Annotated in this window: 16 protein-coding genes; 6 read left to right on the top strand and 10 right to left on the bottom strand. The window is 70.8% G+C overall.

Going from position 1 to position 17084, the window contains the following annotated elements:
- The 4 genes from BA895_RS00685 (at nt 1) to BA895_RS00670 (ending at nt 4399) form a co-directional block, all read left to right on the top strand.
- Nucleotides 1–1155, top strand: coding sequence for a glycerate kinase (locus tag BA895_RS00685; protein WP_070189958.1), 1155 nt, complete (start codon nt 1–3; stop codon nt 1153–1155).
- Nucleotides 1152–2033 (top strand): fumarylacetoacetate hydrolase family protein, encoded by an 882-nt coding sequence (locus BA895_RS00680; RefSeq protein WP_070189957.1) that lies wholly within the window; start codon nt 1152–1154, stop codon nt 2031–2033. The genes BA895_RS00685 and BA895_RS00680 overlap by 4 nt, the downstream gene beginning before the upstream one ends.
- 72 nt (nt 2034–2105) lie before the next feature.
- Nucleotides 2106–3548, top strand: coding sequence for an allantoinase AllB (allB, locus tag BA895_RS00675; RefSeq protein WP_070189956.1), 1443 nt, complete (start codon nt 2106–2108; stop codon nt 3546–3548).
- Nucleotides 3545–4399 carry a bifunctional allantoicase/(S)-ureidoglycine aminohydrolase gene (locus BA895_RS00670; protein ID WP_070189955.1) on the top strand — a complete coding sequence of 285 codons (855 nt, stop codon included), beginning with the start codon at nt 3545–3547 and terminating at the stop codon, nt 4397–4399. The genes allB and BA895_RS00670 overlap by 4 nt, the downstream gene beginning before the upstream one ends.
- Before the next feature lie 186 nt (nt 4400–4585).
- On the opposite strand, the gene BA895_RS00665 is transcribed toward BA895_RS00670, so the two are convergent.
- Both BA895_RS00665 and BA895_RS00660 read right to left on the bottom strand, forming a co-directional pair.
- A complete protein-coding gene (locus BA895_RS00665) occupies nt 4586–5224 on the bottom strand; it encodes a response regulator transcription factor (RefSeq protein WP_070189954.1) in 639 nt (212 codons plus the stop codon).
- Nucleotides 5221–6555: a sensor histidine kinase gene (locus BA895_RS00660; protein WP_083282882.1), complete on the bottom strand. Its 1335-nt coding sequence runs from the start codon at nt 6553–6555 to the stop codon at nt 5221–5223. Before BA895_RS00660 ends, BA895_RS00665 begins: the two co-directional genes overlap by 4 nt.
- Nucleotides 6556–6788: 233 nt before the next feature.
- On the opposite strand from BA895_RS00660, the gene BA895_RS00655 reads away from it, so the two are divergent.
- Together BA895_RS00655 and BA895_RS00650 are read left to right on the top strand one after the other, a co-directional pair.
- On the top strand, nt 6789–7859 hold the full coding sequence (locus BA895_RS00655; RefSeq protein WP_070189953.1) for an ABC transporter permease: 1071 nt from the start codon (nt 6789–6791) through the stop codon (nt 7857–7859).
- Nucleotides 7856–8536, top strand: a complete 681-nt coding sequence (locus tag BA895_RS00650; RefSeq protein ID WP_070189952.1) for an ABC transporter ATP-binding protein — start codon at nt 7856–7858, stop codon at nt 8534–8536. Before BA895_RS00655 ends, BA895_RS00650 begins: the two co-directional genes overlap by 4 nt.
- Nucleotides 8537–8549: 13 nt before the next feature.
- Here BA895_RS00650 and BA895_RS00645 read toward each other — a convergent pair whose 3' ends face one another.
- From BA895_RS00645 to BA895_RS00610, 8 genes are read right to left on the bottom strand one after another with little or no spacing between them, the layout of a single operon-like run.
- Entirely contained in the window at nt 8550–10019 is a 1470-nt protein-coding gene (locus BA895_RS00645; RefSeq protein ID WP_070189951.1) for a dihydroorotase family protein, read from the bottom strand.
- Nucleotides 10020–10056: 37 nt separating this feature from the next.
- Nucleotides 10057–11484 (bottom strand): FAD-binding protein, encoded by a 1428-nt coding sequence (locus BA895_RS00640; protein WP_070189950.1) that lies wholly within the window; start codon nt 11482–11484, stop codon nt 10057–10059.
- Nucleotides 11481–12122, bottom strand: coding sequence for an aspartate/glutamate racemase family protein (locus tag BA895_RS00635; protein WP_070189949.1), 642 nt, complete (start codon nt 12120–12122; stop codon nt 11481–11483). The genes BA895_RS00640 and BA895_RS00635 overlap by 4 nt, the downstream gene beginning before the upstream one ends.
- A gap of 31 nt (nt 12123–12153) precedes the next feature.
- The gene (locus BA895_RS00630; RefSeq protein WP_070189948.1) at nt 12154–13515 is read right to left on the bottom strand and encodes an MmgE/PrpD family protein; all 1362 of its coding nucleotides are present in this window, start codon (nt 13513–13515) and stop codon (nt 12154–12156) included.
- Nucleotides 13516–13519: 4 nt separating this feature from the next.
- Complete coding sequence (locus tag BA895_RS00625) at nt 13520–14221, bottom strand: ABC transporter ATP-binding protein (protein WP_070189947.1); 702 nt, start codon at nt 14219–14221, stop codon at nt 13520–13522.
- Nucleotides 14208–14942 (bottom strand): ABC transporter ATP-binding protein, encoded by a 735-nt coding sequence (locus BA895_RS00620; protein WP_070189946.1) that lies wholly within the window; start codon nt 14940–14942, stop codon nt 14208–14210. The genes BA895_RS00625 and BA895_RS00620 overlap by 14 nt, the downstream gene beginning before the upstream one ends.
- The gene (locus BA895_RS00615) at nt 14939–16012 is read right to left on the bottom strand and encodes a branched-chain amino acid ABC transporter permease (RefSeq protein ID WP_070189945.1); all 1074 of its coding nucleotides are present in this window, start codon (nt 16010–16012) and stop codon (nt 14939–14941) included. Before BA895_RS00615 ends, BA895_RS00620 begins: the two co-directional genes overlap by 4 nt.
- Nucleotides 16009–17031 (bottom strand): branched-chain amino acid ABC transporter permease, encoded by a 1023-nt coding sequence (locus tag BA895_RS00610; protein ID WP_083282880.1) that lies wholly within the window; start codon nt 17029–17031, stop codon nt 16009–16011. The genes BA895_RS00615 and BA895_RS00610 overlap by 4 nt, the downstream gene beginning before the upstream one ends.
- Nucleotides 17032–17084: the final 53 nt, after the last annotated feature.

Here is a 17084-nt window from a genome sequence, read left to right as displayed (position 1 = left end):
ATGTCGGCCTCCACCGTCCACGTCGTCATCGCCCCTGACAAGTTCAAGGGCACCCTCAGCGCGGCCGAAGTGGCCGCGGCTCTGAAGACCGGGCTCCAGGCCTCGTCGTCAGCGATCGAGGTCACCATCGTTCCCGTCGCCGACGGTGGCGACGGAACGGTGGATGCCGCTGTGGCCGCAGGCTTCTCGCGGCAGTCACTGACTGCCGCCGGCCCGACCGGCGAGCCGGTCGAAACCTCGTGGGCCCGGCGCGACGAACAGGCCGTCGTCGAGCTCGCCGACGTCAGTGGCCTCTCCCAGCTGCCGGGTGGGCGGCTCGTCGCCCTCACGGCCACGAGCCGGGGCACGGGCGAGGTCATTGCCGCAGCACTCGACGCCGGCTGCCGCCGGGTCGTGGTGGGCATCGGCGGCAGCGCCTCAACCGACGGCGGTGCCGGCTTGCTCCGCGCCCTCGGCGTCGAGATTCTCGACGCGTCGGGCCAGCCGATCGCGGAGGGCGGGGTAGCGCTGGCCCAGGCCGCTCGTCTCGACCTGGCCGGGCTGCACCCGGCCCTGACCGACCCGCAGAACCCGGCCCGCATCACGGTCGCCTGCGACGTCGACAACCCGTTGACGGGCGAGCACGGGGCCGCGGCCGTGTACGGCCCGCAGAAGGGGGCCACCCCGCCGCAGGTGGCCGACCTGGATGCCGCACTGACCCACTGGGCCGATCTCGTGGCCGCCACCACCGGTAGCGACCGGCGTGACGTGCCCGGAGCCGGCGCCGCCGGTGGGGTGGGCTTCGGGCTGATGGCTCTCGCCGGGGCCGACGCCCGCCCGGGCGCCGAGCTGGTGTTCGACCTGGTGGGTCTGGTCGAGGCCGTCAGCGGCGCCGACCTCGTCATCACCGGCGAGGGCTCGCTCGACGAACAGACCCTTCGCGGCAAGGCGCCCGCTGCTGTCGCCAAGGCCGCCCGCGACGCTGGCGTACCGGTCGTCGGCGTGGCCGGGCGCTGCACGCTCGACGAGCAGGTCTGGAGGCAGGCCGGCTTCAGCGCCGTGCACACCACGACCGACGAGGCCGACACCCCCGAACAGTCGATGACCGACCCCGCCCCGTTGCTCCAACGCATCGGCAGGCGCATCGGTGCGTCGCTGACCGCAGGTGCCTCATGAGGTTGGCGCGGGTCGGCGAGGTCGGCCACGAGCGTCCGGTCGTCGTGACGGCTGACGGGTCACTCCTCGACCTGCGACCCATCACCGCCGACCTCGACGGCGCCTTCCTGCAGCACGGCCTCGCGAGCGTCGCCTCGGCCGTCGAAGCGGGAGCCCTGCCGGCACTGGCCGCCGACGAGGTGGCCGGCATCCGCTTTGGGGTGCCGGTGACCCGGCCGGGCAAGGTCGTCGGCATCGGCCTGAACTACCAGTGCTACGCCGACGCGGTCGGGGTGCCCGTGCCCACCGAGCCGGTCGTCTTCCTCAAGGCCAGCTCGGCGCTGTGCGGCCCCACCGACCCGATCCGGCTCATCCCAGGTTCGACGACGACCGACTACGAGGTCGAGCTCGCCGTCGTGATCGGGCAGCATCTGCGCGACGCGAGCCCCGAGCAGGCCCTGGCCGGTGTGGCCGGCTACAGCCTCGCCGACGACCTCAGCGACCGCGACCTCCAGCTCGAGCGGGGCGGCACCTGGACCAAGGGCAAGTCGGCCGACACCTACTGCCCACTCGGGCCCTGGTTCGTGACGCCCGACGAGCTCGGCGACCCCCAGTCGGTAGCGCTCACCCTCGACGTGAACGGCGAACGGCGCCAGTCGGGCACCACCGCCAGCATGGTCTTCGGCGTCGGTGACCTGCTCGCCTACGTCAGCGGCGTCATGACCCTCGAGCCCGGCGACGTCGTGATCACCGGAACCCCCGCGGGCGTCGCCGTAGCCTCGGCCGAGCCCCGCCCCTACCTGCGCGACGGCGACCTCGTCGAGCTCGACGGCGGGATACTGGGTCGACACGTCTCATCCGTGCACGCTGCCGGCAAGCCGGCGTCGCGCACCCCGTAAGCGCACGTCTCCCGGGTGCCCCAACCCCGATCTAGCGGCAGACTCAGCCTTTCCGACGATGGAGGAAGAACGATGAATGCACATGACGTAGAGCTTGATGTGGTGTTCCGTGCGCCTCGAGCGGTCATCGACGGGCGGGAGCAGCCGGCCTCCGTCGGAGTCGCTGACGGGCGGGTCGTGGTCATTGCCGCGCTCGACGCCGACCTGACGGCGACCACCGTCGTCGAGCTCGGTGACGACGAGGTGCTCATCCCCGGCCTCGTCGACTCGCACGTGCACGTCAACGAGCCCGGCCGCACCGAGTGGGAGGGCTTCGCCTCCGCCACCCGGGCCGCCGCCGCCGGTGGCGTCACCACGATCATCGACATGCCGCTGAACTCGGTGCCGGCGACGACGACGGTCGACGCGCTCGAGACCAAGCGAGCCGTCGCCGCCGAGAAGGCGTTCGTGGACGTCGGGTTCTGGGGTGGCGCGGTGCCCGGCAACGTGCCTGACCTCGAGGGGCTGCACGCCGAGGGCGTCTTCGGGTTCAAGTGCTTCACGTTGCCCTCGGGGGTCGACGAGTTCGAGCACCTGGAGCCTGAACAGCTCGAGGAGGCGATGCGCGAGACCGCGCGACTCGGCGCGATGATGATCGTGCACGCCGAGGACAACCACACCATCGACCACGCGGCCGGCAGTCACGACGATGCGGGCGACACGGCCCCGGCGGCCGATGCCAGCGATGGCCGGGCCTACACCGGCTTCCTGCACTCGCGCCCCCGCGGCGCCGAGAACCTGGCTATCGCCAACGTGATCGAGCTGTCCCGGTGGCTCGGGGCGCGAGCCCACATCCTGCACCTGTCGAGCTCGGACGCCCTGCCGATGATCGCGAGCGCCCGCGCCGACGGCGTGCCGCTCACCGTCGAGACCTGCCCGCACTACCTCACCTTCACGGCCGAGGAGGTGCCCGACGGCGCCACCGAGTTCAAGTGCTGCCCCCCGATCCGCGAAGCCTCAAACCGCGAGCTGATCTGGGGCGGCTTGAGCAACGGCACCATCGACATCGTCGTGACCGACCACTCCCCCTGCACAGCCGACCTCAAGCAGCAGGGCGGCGGCGACTTCGGGGTGGCCTGGGGCGGGGTGGCCGGGCTGCAGCTCGGTCTCGCCGCGACCTGGACCGGCGCGAAGGCGCGCGGCATCGACCTGGCCCAGGTCATCGCCTGGATGGCGACCGGCCCCGCCGACCTCGTGGGCCTGACCACCAAGGGCCGCATCGCGGTCGGGGCGCAGGCCGACCTGGCTGTGTTCGCCCCCGACGACAGCTTCACCGTCGACGTTCGGCAGCTGCACCACAAGAACCCCGTCTCGGCCTACGCCGGGAGCACCCTGAGCGGGGTGGTGCGCCAGACCTGGCTGAACGGCATCCGCCTGGCGATCACCCCCAACGGTGCCGACAAGACCGAAGACGACACCGAAGACGCCGCCACGCAGTCGCCCCAGGGGCGGCTGCTCAAACGAGGAGAAGCATGAGCACCCCCGCCCGCGCCGAGAGCAAGCCCCCCTACTACGTGCCCCGAGGCGGCCTTCCCGGTCAGACCGAGCTGACCACCGACCGAGCCGTCTTCACCGAGGCGTACGCGGTGCTCCCCCGCGGCACCATGCGCGACATCGTCACCAGCCTGCTGCCGCACTGGGAGAACACGCGCGTCTGGATCATCGCCCGGCCCCTGTCGGGCTTCGCCGAGACCTTCTCGCAGTACATCGTCGAGGTGTCTCCCGGCGGCGGCAGCGACCGGCCCGAGCTCGACACCGGCGCCGAGGGCGTGCTGTTCGTCGTCGGCGGCAGCGCGGTTCTCACCATCGGTGAGACCCGCCACGAGCTGGCCGAGGGCGGCTACGCCTACCTGCCGGCCGGCACCGCCTGGGCTCTGCACAACGAGAGTGACGCCCCCGCCACCTTCCACTGGGTGCGCAAGGCCTACCAGGCCGTCGACGGCATCGAGCCGCCCGAGGCGTTCGTCACGAACGAGTCCGAGGTGGAGGGCAACGCCATGCCCGACACGAACGGCGCCTGGTCGACCAAGCGCTTCGTCGACCCCACCGACGTGCGCCACGACATGCACGTCACCATCGTCACCTTCGAGCCCGGCGGCGTGATCCCCTTCCCCGAGACCCACATCATGGAGCACGGCCTCTACGTGCTCGAGGGCAAGGCGATGTACCTGCTCAACAACGACTGGGTCGAGGTGCAGGAGGGCGACTTCATGTGGCTGCGCGCGTTCTGCCCGCAGGCCTGCTACGCCGGCGGGCCCGGCCGGTTCCGCTACCTGCTCTACAAGGACGTCAACCGCCACGCCACCCTGTCGCGCCAGTTCGTCTGAGCCGACGGCGCCGCCGACGCCCGACGACAATCAGTCGCCCGGCGAACCACCGAAACTGCCCCCGCCTCCGGATGCCACGCTCCCGGAGGCGGGGCGCTCGGCGTTTCGGGGAGGTTCGCCGGCAGCTGGTGCCGAAAAACCTCCCCGAGTGCGGTCAGAGCCGACCGGCGCCTCCGCGAGTGTCGACTAGCCGGGGGTCGGCCGGATCAGCCCTCGACGGGTGGCGACCGCGACCGCAGCCGTTCGCGAGTCGACGTCGAGCTTGGTGAAGACGTGCACCAGGTGTGACTTCACGGTGGCCTCCGACACGAAGAGCTCGGCCGCGATCTGCTGGTTCGACCGGCCGGTGGCCACCAGGCTCAGCACCTCGGTCTCCCGGGCGCTGAGCGACGTCGCGCCCACGCGCATCCGCTCGATGAGGCGACCGGCGACGGCCGGAGCAAGCGCTGACCGCCCTTCCGCAGCGGCTCGAACCGCCGCCGTCAGCTCGTCGGGCGGCGCGTCCTTGAGCAGGTACCCGCACGCCCCCGCCTCGACCGCCGCCACGATGTCGGCCTCGGTGTCGTAGGTGGTCAGCACGATGACTCGCGGCGCGCCCGGAACGGCGGTGATGAGCCGGGTGGCAGCGCTGCCGCCCATTCCCGGGCCGAACTGCAGGTCCATCAGCACGACGTCGATGTCGCCGAGAGCAGCCCGTTCGATCGCTGCCTCGGCCGTAGCCACGTCATCAGCCACGATGATGCCGGGTTCGCCCTCCAGCACGGCGCGCAGGCCGGCCCGAACCACCGGATGGTCGTCGGCCAGCAGCAGCCGGATCGAGGTCACGGAACTCGCTCCACCGTCATCGCCTGCTCAGCCGACTCGATGGGTCGGTCGAGGTGAACCGAGATGGCGGTGCCTGCGCCCGGCCGCGACTCCACACTCAGGCGGCCACCGAGCAGGGCGGCCCGTTCGCGCATCGACCGCAGCCCGAAACCCGTTCCGTCTGAAGCACTCACGCCGTCGTCGCCTCGGGCACGAGCAGCGGCATCCGTCGCATCGCCCTGCCCTGGCTCGAAACCGGCTCCGTCGTCGACCACGTCGAGACTCACCACCGCGTCGGCCGTCGTGAGGGTGACGTCGGCCCGGGTCGCCCCCGAGTGCTGGACCGTGTTGGCGAGGGCCCCCTGGGCGATGCGCAGCAGCGCCACGTCGACCGGGGTGGGCAGCGCCGTCGGGGCCCCGACCTCGTGAAAGGTCACCGCGATCTCGCTGCGGGCCGTGGTCGTCTCGCAGAGTCGGCGCAGGGCCGCGGCCAGGGTCGACTGGTCGAGGTCGACGGGGGTGAGCGCCTGCACGAAGCGGCGGGCCTCAGCGAGGTTGTCCTTGGCCGCCTGGCGCGCCTGCTCGACCAGGTTCGCTGCTCGCTCCGCGTCGACCTCACGCGCCGGGTCGAGAGATCGCGTGGCGGCCTGGAGCAGCAGCTGGATGCTCGACAGGCCCTGGGCGAGGGTGTCGTGGATCTCGCGGGCCAGCCTGGCCCGCTCGTCGACCACACCGGAGCGGTGGTGGGCCACGGCCAGCTCGGCGCGAGCGCGGTCGAGCTCAACGATGAGGCGGCGACGCTGCTCCGACTCGGCCTGCAGAGCCTGGTAGCCGAAGACGGTGGCGATCACCACGCCGGCTCCGACGACGGGGCCGATCACCATCGCGACCGTGAACACGTTCTGGTGCCAAGCGAAACCGACGATGGCCGCCACCGTGGTGAGGAACACGGCGGTCAGGGCCACCCGGCGGGGCAGCAGGTGCAGCAGCAGAAAGAACCACGGAAACGCCAGGTAGACCGCTTCGGGGGCCAAGGCGAGCAGACCCACCCAGGCAACGAGCAAGAGGCCGAGCCAGACTGCGGATGCGCCGGACGAGTCGGCCACCACGCCCGAGAGGGGCCCGGCGGCGTAGATCGCCCCCACGAGAGCGCAGCCCGCCACCACCCAGGGCCAGGGAGCGGCGGTTCCGTCCATGCCGCTGGGGCTGGTGATGCCGCGCAGGGCCACCAGCACGAGCAGCGCGGCCACGAGCAGGTGCAGCCCCCATCGCAGCCGGTCGGGGACGGGCGCCAGGTCGCGACCGGAAGGGATCGCAACCTCGGCTGGCTGGTTCGGTGCACCGTGAGTCATCTCTCCGACCAGCCTACGGCCGGCCACCGGGACCGGCATCCATCAAAGGTTTGATCCGCGGGTCCCACCCTCGATGCGCCGGAACCGTCCGCAGGCTCGATGCCTCAGGGGGCCCGTTTCGCGGAAAGTGGACAGTGACGCCGCAACCGCGGCGCCGACCGGCCTGAACGCGGCCGCCCGGCACACCAACGGGGCGCCAGCGGCGGTCGGAACGTCACGAAAGGAACACCGGCGTGTTTGTCGCCATCCGAGATCTCCGCTTCGCCAAGGGACGCTTCGCGCTGATGGGCGCGGTCGTCACCCTCATCACCATCCTCGTCGTGCTGTTGTCGGGCCTCACCGCCGGGCTCGGGCGCGGCAACACCTCAGCCATCACTGACCTGCCCGCCGACCACCTCGTGTTCTCGGCCCCGGCCGCGGGCCAGAAGCTGTCGTTCACCGACTCGTCGATCTCCCCCTCGGTGCAGCGTTCGTGGGCCGACGTGCCAGGAGTGGTCCGGTCTGAGCCGATCGCCATCACGATGTCTCGGGCGAGCGCCGACGAGCGCACCTCCGGCGTCGCTGTGTTCGCCGTCGCGCCGGGCTCCCAGCTGGCCCCGAAGGTCGCTGACGGCCAGGCCGTGCTGTCGGTCAAGGCCGCTGGCTCCCTCAGTCTGTCGACCGGCGACCGGCTGACCCTGGGCGGTCAGGCCCTGACCGTCGCGAACGTAGCGGGTCAGGACGAGTTCTCGCACGCCCCCGTGGTGTGGGTCGCCCCGGCCGACGCACCCGCTTCGGGCCAGACCGACGGCGAGGCCAGCGTGCTGGCGCTCACCACCGACGGCGTCGACTTTGCCGCCGCCGACGCGAGGCTCGGGACCGAGACCGTCACCCCGGCCGACTCGCTGTCGGCCATCGGCTCTTACACCTCGGAGAACGGCTCGCTCCAGCTGATGCGCGTGCTGCTGTTCGCGATCTCGGCCCTGGTCATCGGCGCCTTCTTCACCGTCTGGACCGTGCAGCGCCGAGGCGACATCGCCGTGCTCAAGGCCCTCGGGGCCTCTACCCGATACCTCCTCAAGGATGCCGTCGGGCAGGCCCTGGCGCTGCTCGTCGTCGGCACCACGCTCGGCACCGCGTTCGCGGCCGCGGTCGGCTTCGCGGTCGGCTCGCTCGCCGGCAGCGCTGTGCCGTTCGTGCTCGACCTGCCCACCCTGCTGTTCCCCGCCATCGTGATGATCGTGCTCGGCCTCGCCGGAGCCGCGGTCTCGCTGCGCACCGTCACCACCGTCGACCCCCTCACCGCCCTAGGAAGTGCCCGATGACCCTCCACCTCGACCACGTCACCCTCACCTACCCCGACGGCGACCGCCGCCTCACCGCCCTCGACGACGTCAGCCTCACCGCCGAACCGGGCACCCTCACCGCCGTGGTCGGCCCGTCGGGCTCGGGCAAGTCGAGCCTGCTCGCCGTCGCCGCCACCCTCATTCGGCCGGATGCCGGGCGCGTGCTTCTCGACGGACGTGACCTTGCGCCGCTCAGTCGGTCAGAGACGGCCAAGGTGCGGCGCGAGCAGATCGGGATCGTCTTCCAGAGCTCGAACCTGCTCGCCTCCCTCACCGCGGTCGACCAGCTGGTGCTGATCACGCACCTCGCCGGTGGTGACCTCGCCGCCGGTCGCCGCCGGGCCCTGGACCTGCTGGCGGCCGTGGGCCTCGTGGCCCAGGCCGACAAGCGCCCGAGCGAGCTCTCGGGTGGTCAGCGACAGCGCGTGACGATCGCCCGTGGCCTGATGAACGAGCCGTCACTGCTGCTCGTCGACGAACCCACGAGCGCCCTTGACCGTGAACGCGGCGAGGCGGTGCTCCGGCTGATTCGCGAGCTGACCACCGACCGGGGCCTGACCACAGTGCTGGTCACCCACGACCACGACCATCTCGCCTCGGCCGACGAGGTCGTCGAGATTGTTGACGGTCGAACGCGCCAGCTCGCGAACCGGTGAGCCTTGTTCGGGGTCAGGCCTGCCCGCGCCGGATGAACCGGCCGCGCGGCTGCCCGACGACGTTGCCGCCCTCGAGCACCTGCTGCCCACGCACCCAGGTGTCGGTCACCCGGGCCCCGATCTCGAATCCTTCGAAGGGGGTGTACTCCTGCGTCGAGTCCGACTCGTCGGCGTGCACCGTCCACGACGACGACGGGTCGACGAGGCAGAAGTCTGCGTCATAGCCCTCGGCGATCGTGCCCTTGCCGGGCAGCCCGTAGCGACGGGCCGGAGCCCACGAGGTCAGCTCGGCGATCCGCTTGTACGACAGGCCGCGCTTGCTGCCCTCACTGACCAGCCCGGGCAGCAGGTACTCGGCACCCCCGAACCCCGACCTGGCCGCGAAGACGTCGTCGCGGGGGTCGCCGAACTTCTGTTCGTCCTTGCAACAGGCATGGTCGCTGGCCACCCAGTCGAGGTTGCCGTCGAGCATGTGCTGCCACAGGGCCTCGACATCTTCGCGGGGTCGCAGTGGGGGGTTGACCTTGCCGCCCAGACCGTGCGCGGTGTCGAGGTCGGCGAGCAGGTGCCCGATGGTGACCTCGCGACGGAAGTCGACGTGCGGGAACGCGGCGGCCATGCGCATGGCCGCCGTGAGCGCCTTGGCCGACGAGAGGTGCAGCAGGTTGATGTTCGGCAGGCCGGTCTCGTCGGCCAGGAAGGACGCGATGGTGACGGCCAGACCTTCAGAGTGTGGCGGCCGGGAAGCGCTGTAGGCGGCGAGACCCGAGAGCGAACCGTCGGCCTGAACCATCTTCGTGTAGGCCGTCATGATCTCGGCCGTCTCGCAGTGCAGTGACAACGAGATCTGGTCGGCGAGGTCGGGCCGCTCTTCGCGGGCCTTCGCGATGCCCCGCATGACGAACTCGAAGTGGGCGAGGTCGTAGCGCTCGTCGGGCGGGATCATCAGGAACGAGCTCTGGTCGGAGGAGGCGCCATGCAGCCCGTGGCTGCCGTAGAACATGAAGATCTTGAACGAGGTCACCCCGAGATCACTGATGATGGAGGGAATCTCGTCGATGTGCTGCTTCGACATCGGCGCGAGGTGAAAGGCGTAGTCGATGAAGGATCTGCCCTGCGACGCCTCGAGCACCTTGGGGAAGAACTCCCGATAAGGGCCGCCACTGTTGAGGTAGTACTGGCCGGTGCGCATGTAGGTCAGGCCGGTCGTGACTCCGCCCTGAGCGCTCGCGCGGCTCTCGGTGTCGGTGTCCTCGGCGAGTGGGTTGTAGATCCCCCAGTGCTGATGCGCGTCGACGACGCCGGGGAAGGCGAGCAGGCCCCGACCGTCGATGACCACGTCGGCTTCCTCGGCCGGGATGCCGGCCTCGATGCGGGCGAACCGACCGTCGACGATCCCGATGTCGAGGCTCTCGCCTCCGTCGGGGCCGGCGTCGGGCCGCACGACGGTGACGTTCTTGACCAGGGTGTCCAGGCGGTTCATGGGTGTCCTTCCAGGGGCTGTTCAGGTTGTTCGGGCTTCAGGTTCGGGTGTTCGGGTGTTCGGGCTGCAGGCTCTTCGAGTTTCGGGTTGTGGCGTGCACGTGCTCGGCGGCCAGGAACGCCAGCCCCAGCGCCGGGAGCAGACCGTTGCCGGCCAGGTAGCCGGCGGCCCCGTGACCCGAGATCCCAGCTGCTGCTCCGCCAGAGGCGTAGAGACCCTCGATCACCGAGCCCTCGTCACTCACCACGCGTGCATGGTCGTCGACGACGAGGCCGCCCTGGGTGTGGAAGAGCGCCGGCACCACCCGCACCGCCGCGTACGGCGGTTGCAGCGGTGCCTCGAAGCTCGTGCGCCCGAACCGGTCAGGCTGATCGGGCGGGTCGGCGGCTGGCGAGGCCTGTCGCGCCGTGAGGTCGAGCTCAGCGGTAAGCGCATCCGCCGGTAGATGGGTCAGCTCGGCGAGGGCGGCCACATCGTCGGCCCACACGAGCGCGCCACCCTCGACGGTCTGCCGGAAGTCGGTGAAGACCAGGCAGGCGTCGTGGATCCGCTGGTCGAGCACGATCCAGCCGAAGGCCCCCGGCTGCCGGGCGATGACCGCCGCGTACTCGCTGTAGCCCGTCGTCTCGTCGCCGAAACGTCGGCCGTCGCTGCCGACGATGATCGCCCCGTGCATCACGGTGGCCCAGCCGACCAAGGTCGAGGTGCGTGACGCGAGCGCGCCATGGCCCTGGTACGCGTCGAGGTAGGCCGTTCGAGCGCCGAGGGATCGGCCGATACGCACGGCGTCGCCCCGGGAAGCCTCGCTGCCGTGGTAGACAGCATCCTTGATCTCGGGAAGATGCTCGGCCACCATCTCTCGGTTGCCGCCGTACCCGTTCATAGCGAGCAGCACAGCGCGGGTGGGGACCTCCTCGATGGTGCCGTCTGGGGTCTCGATGACGGCAGCCGCGACCCGGCCGTGCTCGTCGAGTCGCACATCGACCAGCTTGGCCGGCACGAGCAGGTCGATCGCGTCGTCGGCGCGAACCCGGTCCAGCAGATGGCTGAGCAGCAGGGTGCCGTGGCGCCCCTCCAGGGTGTGGCACCGGTCGTGGGTGTGACCGGGGTAGTGGAAGTCGGTGGCCACGTCGAGGTCGAGCCCCACCTCGTCGACGAGCCACTCGACGAGCCGGGCGCTCACCCCGGTGAGCGCTCGAGCGAGACGTTCGTCGGCCTCGCCGTGGGTCTTGGCAATGACGTCGGCGAAGAACTGTTCGGGTGAGTCGTCAATGCCGGCGGCGCGCTGGAAGCGTGATCCGGCGCCGGGGATCATCGCGGTCGACATGGATGTGTTGTTCCCTCGGCGGAAGTGTTCGCTCACCTCGACGACGAGCACGTCGAGGCCGAGCTCGGCCGCCCGCAGAGCACCGGCCAGGCCGCCGCCCGCCCCCGCGATGACGAGGTCAGGGCCGTTGGCACTCATCGCGCCTCGCCTGCGGCGACCAGCCGCAGCGTGAGGGCAGTCGGGTCGACGACCCGTACCGGCCAGTCTGCAGCGTCGGGTGGCAGCTCGACCGCGCTGCAGCCGTTGACGACGTCACCGGCGCCGGCACGGTCCATCCGTTGCACCACACCCCGGAGGGCGGCGGCCCAACGGTCGGCGTCGTGAATGGCGTCGACGTCGAGGTCGAGCACGTCGACGCCGGTGAACCGGTCGGCCAGGCCGTAGACAGCCATCACCCGCGCCAGCTCGTCGGCGATCACCGCGTTGCGCGTCACCGCCCCCACCCGTCGGCCCGCCAGGGCGCTCCAGGCCGTCGAGGTGCGCAGCAGCCCGAACACAGGTCGGTCGAGTCGCCCGGAAAGCTGCGCCACTGCCGGGTCGAGCACGCAGTCGGGCATGAGCGCGTCGGCGTGGTCGGGAGCCGCCTCGAGCGCGGCGGCCACCAGCCCTTCGGAGTCGCGGACGTCCTGCTCGGTGGCGAGCTGGGTGGGTGCGTCGACTCCGACGTCGACGAGCTCGACGCGCAGACCATTCGGGCTCAGCGCGTCGTAGCGCGCCTGTCTCCGGGCCAGCTCGGCATCGTCGACGTGGATAGGGGTGACCGACCAGATGTGCACGTGGTCTCCTTGGGTTGGTGACGGGTAGCACTCACAGCGCGAGCTCACACAGCAATGGCGCGACGTCGACGGCGTCGGCAAGCCCGGCGGCGACCCGCGCCACAGTCGCGACGGCCTTGTCATCGCCGAGCCAGGCGGCGAGCAGGGCCATCACATCGGCCTCGTCGAGCGGATGATGGTCGGCGTCGCCGACGGGGTTGGTCACCAGGGCGACGTGCCGGGTGCCCGTGATCTCGCCGGGGCGTGCGGCCTCCACGACGGTGACTCGCGCCGCACGCTCGCGGGGCAGTCGGGCCGTGAGATCAGGGGCCTCGGCGACACTGACCCGGGCGGCGAGGCCAGCCACTTCCGCATCGGCCAGCGCCGCTGAGGAAGACTCCTTCGGGCCTATGCGCCCGTGCACCAGCGCGGTCGCCGCCACGAACGGGATGCTGAAGAGCGCCGAGAGCCGAGAGTCCCAGGTTTGCCGGTCGAGCCCCGCTGCCAGCGCGTGCGTCTCGACGAGCACCGACTCCACGGAATCCGAAGAGATCGGCGCCGTTCGGCTCAGCTCGAGCAGGGCGTCGGCGACCGGGTGGGTGAACGAGCAGGCGGCGTGCCGTTTGAAGTAGCCCGACAGGATGTCCCATCGCGTGCCCAGGTCGAGCGTGAGCTCCGATGCGTCGAACGTGCCGAGGATGCTGCCCAACGACGCGGCCGCCGTGCCCGTGCACCGGGCGCCCCCTGCGGCCGAGAGCCTTGCGGCCGCCAGCCCGGAGACGTTGCTGGCTCCCATCCACGCGTTGCGCACCTCGTGGCCGTCGAGCGCCGAGTCGAACGGGCCGGCCACGGCCATCCCGGCGCCGGTGTCGATCGCCTCGGCCACACCCTCGCCGCTCAGCCCGAGCAGGCGTGCGCAGCCTGCGGCGGCACCGGCGACGCCCCAGTTGCCGTGCGGGTGCAGCCCTGGCCGCAGCCGGGTGGCCCGACCGAAGCGAGCGGCCACCTCGTAGGCGACCAACAGCGAGGCTGCGGTGTCGGGGCCTGAGCTGCGGAGGTCGCAGGCCAGGGCCAGCACTGCCCAGAACCCGTGTGCTGCCGGGTGACCCGCGGCGAACTTGTTGCCTTCGTCGAGCTCGAGCCGCACCATGGCCGTGGCGTTGAGCCACGCGGCGGTCTCGACGCTCGTGGTGCGCCCACGACCCACGAGGGGAACCGGCCCCGGCCCCGGGCGCCAGGCCTGCGTCAGCTCGCCCTGCTCCGGCAGACGCGCACCCACGAGGGTGACGCCCAACGAGTCGAGCAGCACCAGCTGTAGGCGCCCGCGCACCAGGGCGGGCACATCCTGCCAGCGCAGGGCCGCCGCCCAGGATCCGATCTCCCGGGTCGCCTCGCGGGCTGCGGCATCCGTCACCGCGTCACAACCCCAGGTAGGCGGCGCGGACGCGGTCGTCGTCGGCCAGCTCGGCACCGGTGCCGCCCAGCACCACACTGCCGCTCTCCATGACGTAGGCCCGGTCGGCCAGCCGCAGAGCCTGACCGGCGTTCTGCTCGACGAGCAGCACCGCGACACCACGGTCACGGATCATGCCGATGGCCTCGAGCACCGTCCACGTGAGCTTCGGCGACAGCCCGGTTGAGGGTTCGTCGAGCATGAGCAGCTTGGGCCTGGCCATCAGCGCCCGACCGATGCAGAGCATCTGCTGCTGACCCCCGCTCAGCGTCTCCGCCGTCTGCCGGCGGCGATCGGCGAGCACGGGGAAGAGCTCGAAGACCTCTGCGAGAGCGCCGCTCATCGGCGTCTTGCGCTGGGTCCAGGCCCCCATCCGCAGGTTCTCCTCGATCGTGAGCGGGCCGAACAGCGCGCGTTCCTCGGGCACATGCACCAGACCTCTGGCGACCAGGCCGGCGGTGCGCAGGCCGCCCGCCGGCTCTCCCTGGAAGGTGATCTGACCCGACGTCGGCGAGATGACCCCCGACGCTGCCCGAAGGGTGGTGGTCTTTCCCGCCCCGTTGGCGCCGACCAGTGCCACGATCTCGCCCTCGTTCACCTCGAGGTCGACCTCGTGCAGGATCTGCAGGCCGTGGTAGCCGGCGCAGACCGACTCAAGTCGCAACATCGGTGGGCTCCTGTCCGAGGTAGGCCTCGATCACTCGTGGATCACTGGTGACCTCCTGGGGGCTGCCGCTCATGAGCACCCGCCCCTGGTCGAGCACGAGCACCGAGTCGGAGAGCCGCATGACGGCGGCCATGATGTGCTCGACGAACACGAGGGTCACCCCGTCTTCGGCCCGGAGGGCTTCGAGCAGCTCCATCACGGGCGCTCGCTCGGTGGGGGTGAGACCCGCGAGCACCTCGTCGAGCAGCAGCACCCGAGGGCGCACGGCGAGGGCACGCGCCAGCTCGAGCCGCTTGAGCCCCGCCGTCGGCAGCCCGGAGCTCTGCAGGTCGCGCCAACGACCGAGGCCGACCCGTTCGACGATCTGGGCGGCGGCCTTCGAGGCGTCGTGACGGCTCGTGCCGGCGGCCATGGCCGCGACCGCCACGTTCTCGAGCACGCTGACAGAGCCGAAGGGCTTCATCAGCTGGAACGTGCGCACCATGCCGGCCTGCGCCACCTTGTGCGGCGCGAAGCCGGTGATGTCCCGACCGTCGAGCGTCACGGTGCCGGCCTGCGGGGTGATGGCCCCGGCGACGAGGTTGAACAAGGTGGTCTTCCCGGCCCCGTTGGGTCCGATGATGCCCAGGATGCTGCCCTCCTTCACGTCGAAGGAGACGTCGTCGACCGCCTTCAGGCCCTGGAAGGACCGACTGACGTTGCGTACCTCGAGCAGGCTCATCGCCGCCTCCAGCGGTCTCTGAGGGCACCGTAGATTCCCTGCGGCAGCAACAGCACGATGAGGATGAGCAGGAGCGCGTAGACGATGACGTCGAGCCCGGCCCGACCCTCGAGGAAGCTCAGGGCAGCCGGGGGGTTGCGCAGCAGAGTGGCGGTCACGTCGTTGAGGGGGCCGAGCACGAGAGCGCCGATGGCCGGGCCCCAGATGGTCGCGACCCCTCCGATGACCGCCGGCAGGATCGCCTGGATGGAGACGCTGGACCCGAAGGCGACGTCGGGGTCGATGAAGAAGTAGTACTGCGCGTAGAAGGTGCCCGCCACGGAGGTCACGGCCGCCGAGAGCGCCATCGTCACGAGCTTGGTGCGCATCACGGGAACGCCCACTGCGGCCGCGGCGTCTTCGTCGTCGCGCACGGCGACGAGGAAGCGACCGGTGCGAGAGCGCAGGAAGAGGATGCTGACGGCGATGGCGGCGACGGTGAGCCCGAGCGCGATCCAGAAGTAGGCCGGTGAACCCGGGGCGAACTGCATGAACGCCAGGGAGAACTCGGGGCGGAGCGGCACGTTGTAGCCCACGGCGCGGTTGACGAAGTCGCTGTTGATCGCGAGCAGACGCAGCATCTCGGCGAAGGCGAAGGTGGAGAGGGCGAAGTAGGCGCCCTTGAGCCGGTAGCGCAGGGCCAGGAAGCCGATGAGGGTGGCGAACGCCGCGGCGACGAGCATGCCGACGAGCAGCCCGATCCAGGGCGAGACGCCGTGGTTGACCAGCAGCCAGACGCTGACGTAGGCCCCGAGGCCGAAGTACGCGGCGTGTCCGAAGCTGAACATCCCGCCGAAGCCGCTCATGATGTTCCAGCCGACAGCCATGAGCGCGAAGATCAGCACCCGGACCGCGACGGCCTGGGTGTTCGGTGGCAGCAACAGGGGCAGGGGCACCAGCACCACCGCGATGACGGCGAGCACGAGCAGGTGCCGACCCCAGATGGGCCGCGGTAGGGGCGCCGGCTCGGTGGCCGGTGCGGTCGACGGGTCGGGTGACTGGTCTGGCGACTGATCAGTGACCGTGTTCATGAGGCCTTCCCGAAGAGTCCCTGAGGGCGCAGGAAGAGCACGAGGACGAACACAACGAAGACCGACAGCAGTGGGCTCTGACCCGGAAAGTAGAGGGCACCGAGCTGCTCGGTGAGCCCGATGATCAGGCCGCCTACCAGGGCGCCGATGACGTTGCCCATGCCCCCGAGTACCACCACGACGAAGGCGATGATGTTGAACAGCTCGCCCGTGGTGGGCTCGATCGTCACCAGCGGCGCAACGAGCACTCCGGCCGCTCCGGCGCACGCCGTGCCGATGGCGAACGTCGCCATGTAGATGCGCCGCGTGTCGATACCCACCAGCTGGGCTCCGGCCTCGTTCGCGGCCACGGCGCGGATGGCCGTGCCGAGGCGGGTGCGTTGCAGCAGCACGTAGAGCAGGGCGGCGAGCACGATGGCCACCCCGAAGGCCAACAGTCGCGAGACCGTCGCGACCGCCCCGAAGATCTGCACGCCGGTGTCGCCCGGCAGCTTCACCGACTGGGGGTTGGGCCCGAACGACATCAGCAGCACGTTGTCGATCAACAGGGCCAGGCCCAAGGTGATGAGCAGCTGGTTCTCGAGGGGCTTGCCCATCGCGCCCGCGAGCACGAACCGCTGCACCCCGGCCCCGAGCAGGAACATGACCGGCACGGCGACGAAGAGGGCCACGAGCGGGTTGACGCCGAGCCGCGAGACCATCGTGACAGTGATGTAGAGCGCCACGGCGAGGAAGGCTCCGTGGGCGAAGTTGACGATGTCGAGCACGCCGAAGATCAGGGTCAGCCCCATGGCGACGAGGCCGTAGACGCCGCCGATCAGGATGCCGGTGAGCACGGCCTGTCGCACGACGTCGCCGTTGCCCGCCCGCAGGTAGGCCAGGGCTATGGCCACGACGAAGAACCCGACGCCGATGGCCACACGCGTCCAAGGAACCCGCGCCCACAGGCGCGGTGACGAGGTGTGCCCCTCACCCTCCGCCACGGTTGGAGCCGTGGCGGAGGGGATCTGCTCGGTCATAGACCTGCTGCCCTCGCCGGCGTCGGCGGCAGAAGTGCCGGGGTCCGTCGGCT

It is taken from the genome of Humibacillus sp. DSM 29435 (genome assembly GCF_001758225.1).
In the GTDB taxonomy this organism is placed as follows: Bacteria; Actinomycetota; Actinomycetes; order Actinomycetales; family Dermatophilaceae; genus DSM-29435.
Note: the sequence above shows the minus strand (reverse complement) of the source record. Positions and strands in the feature narration are given on the sequence as shown.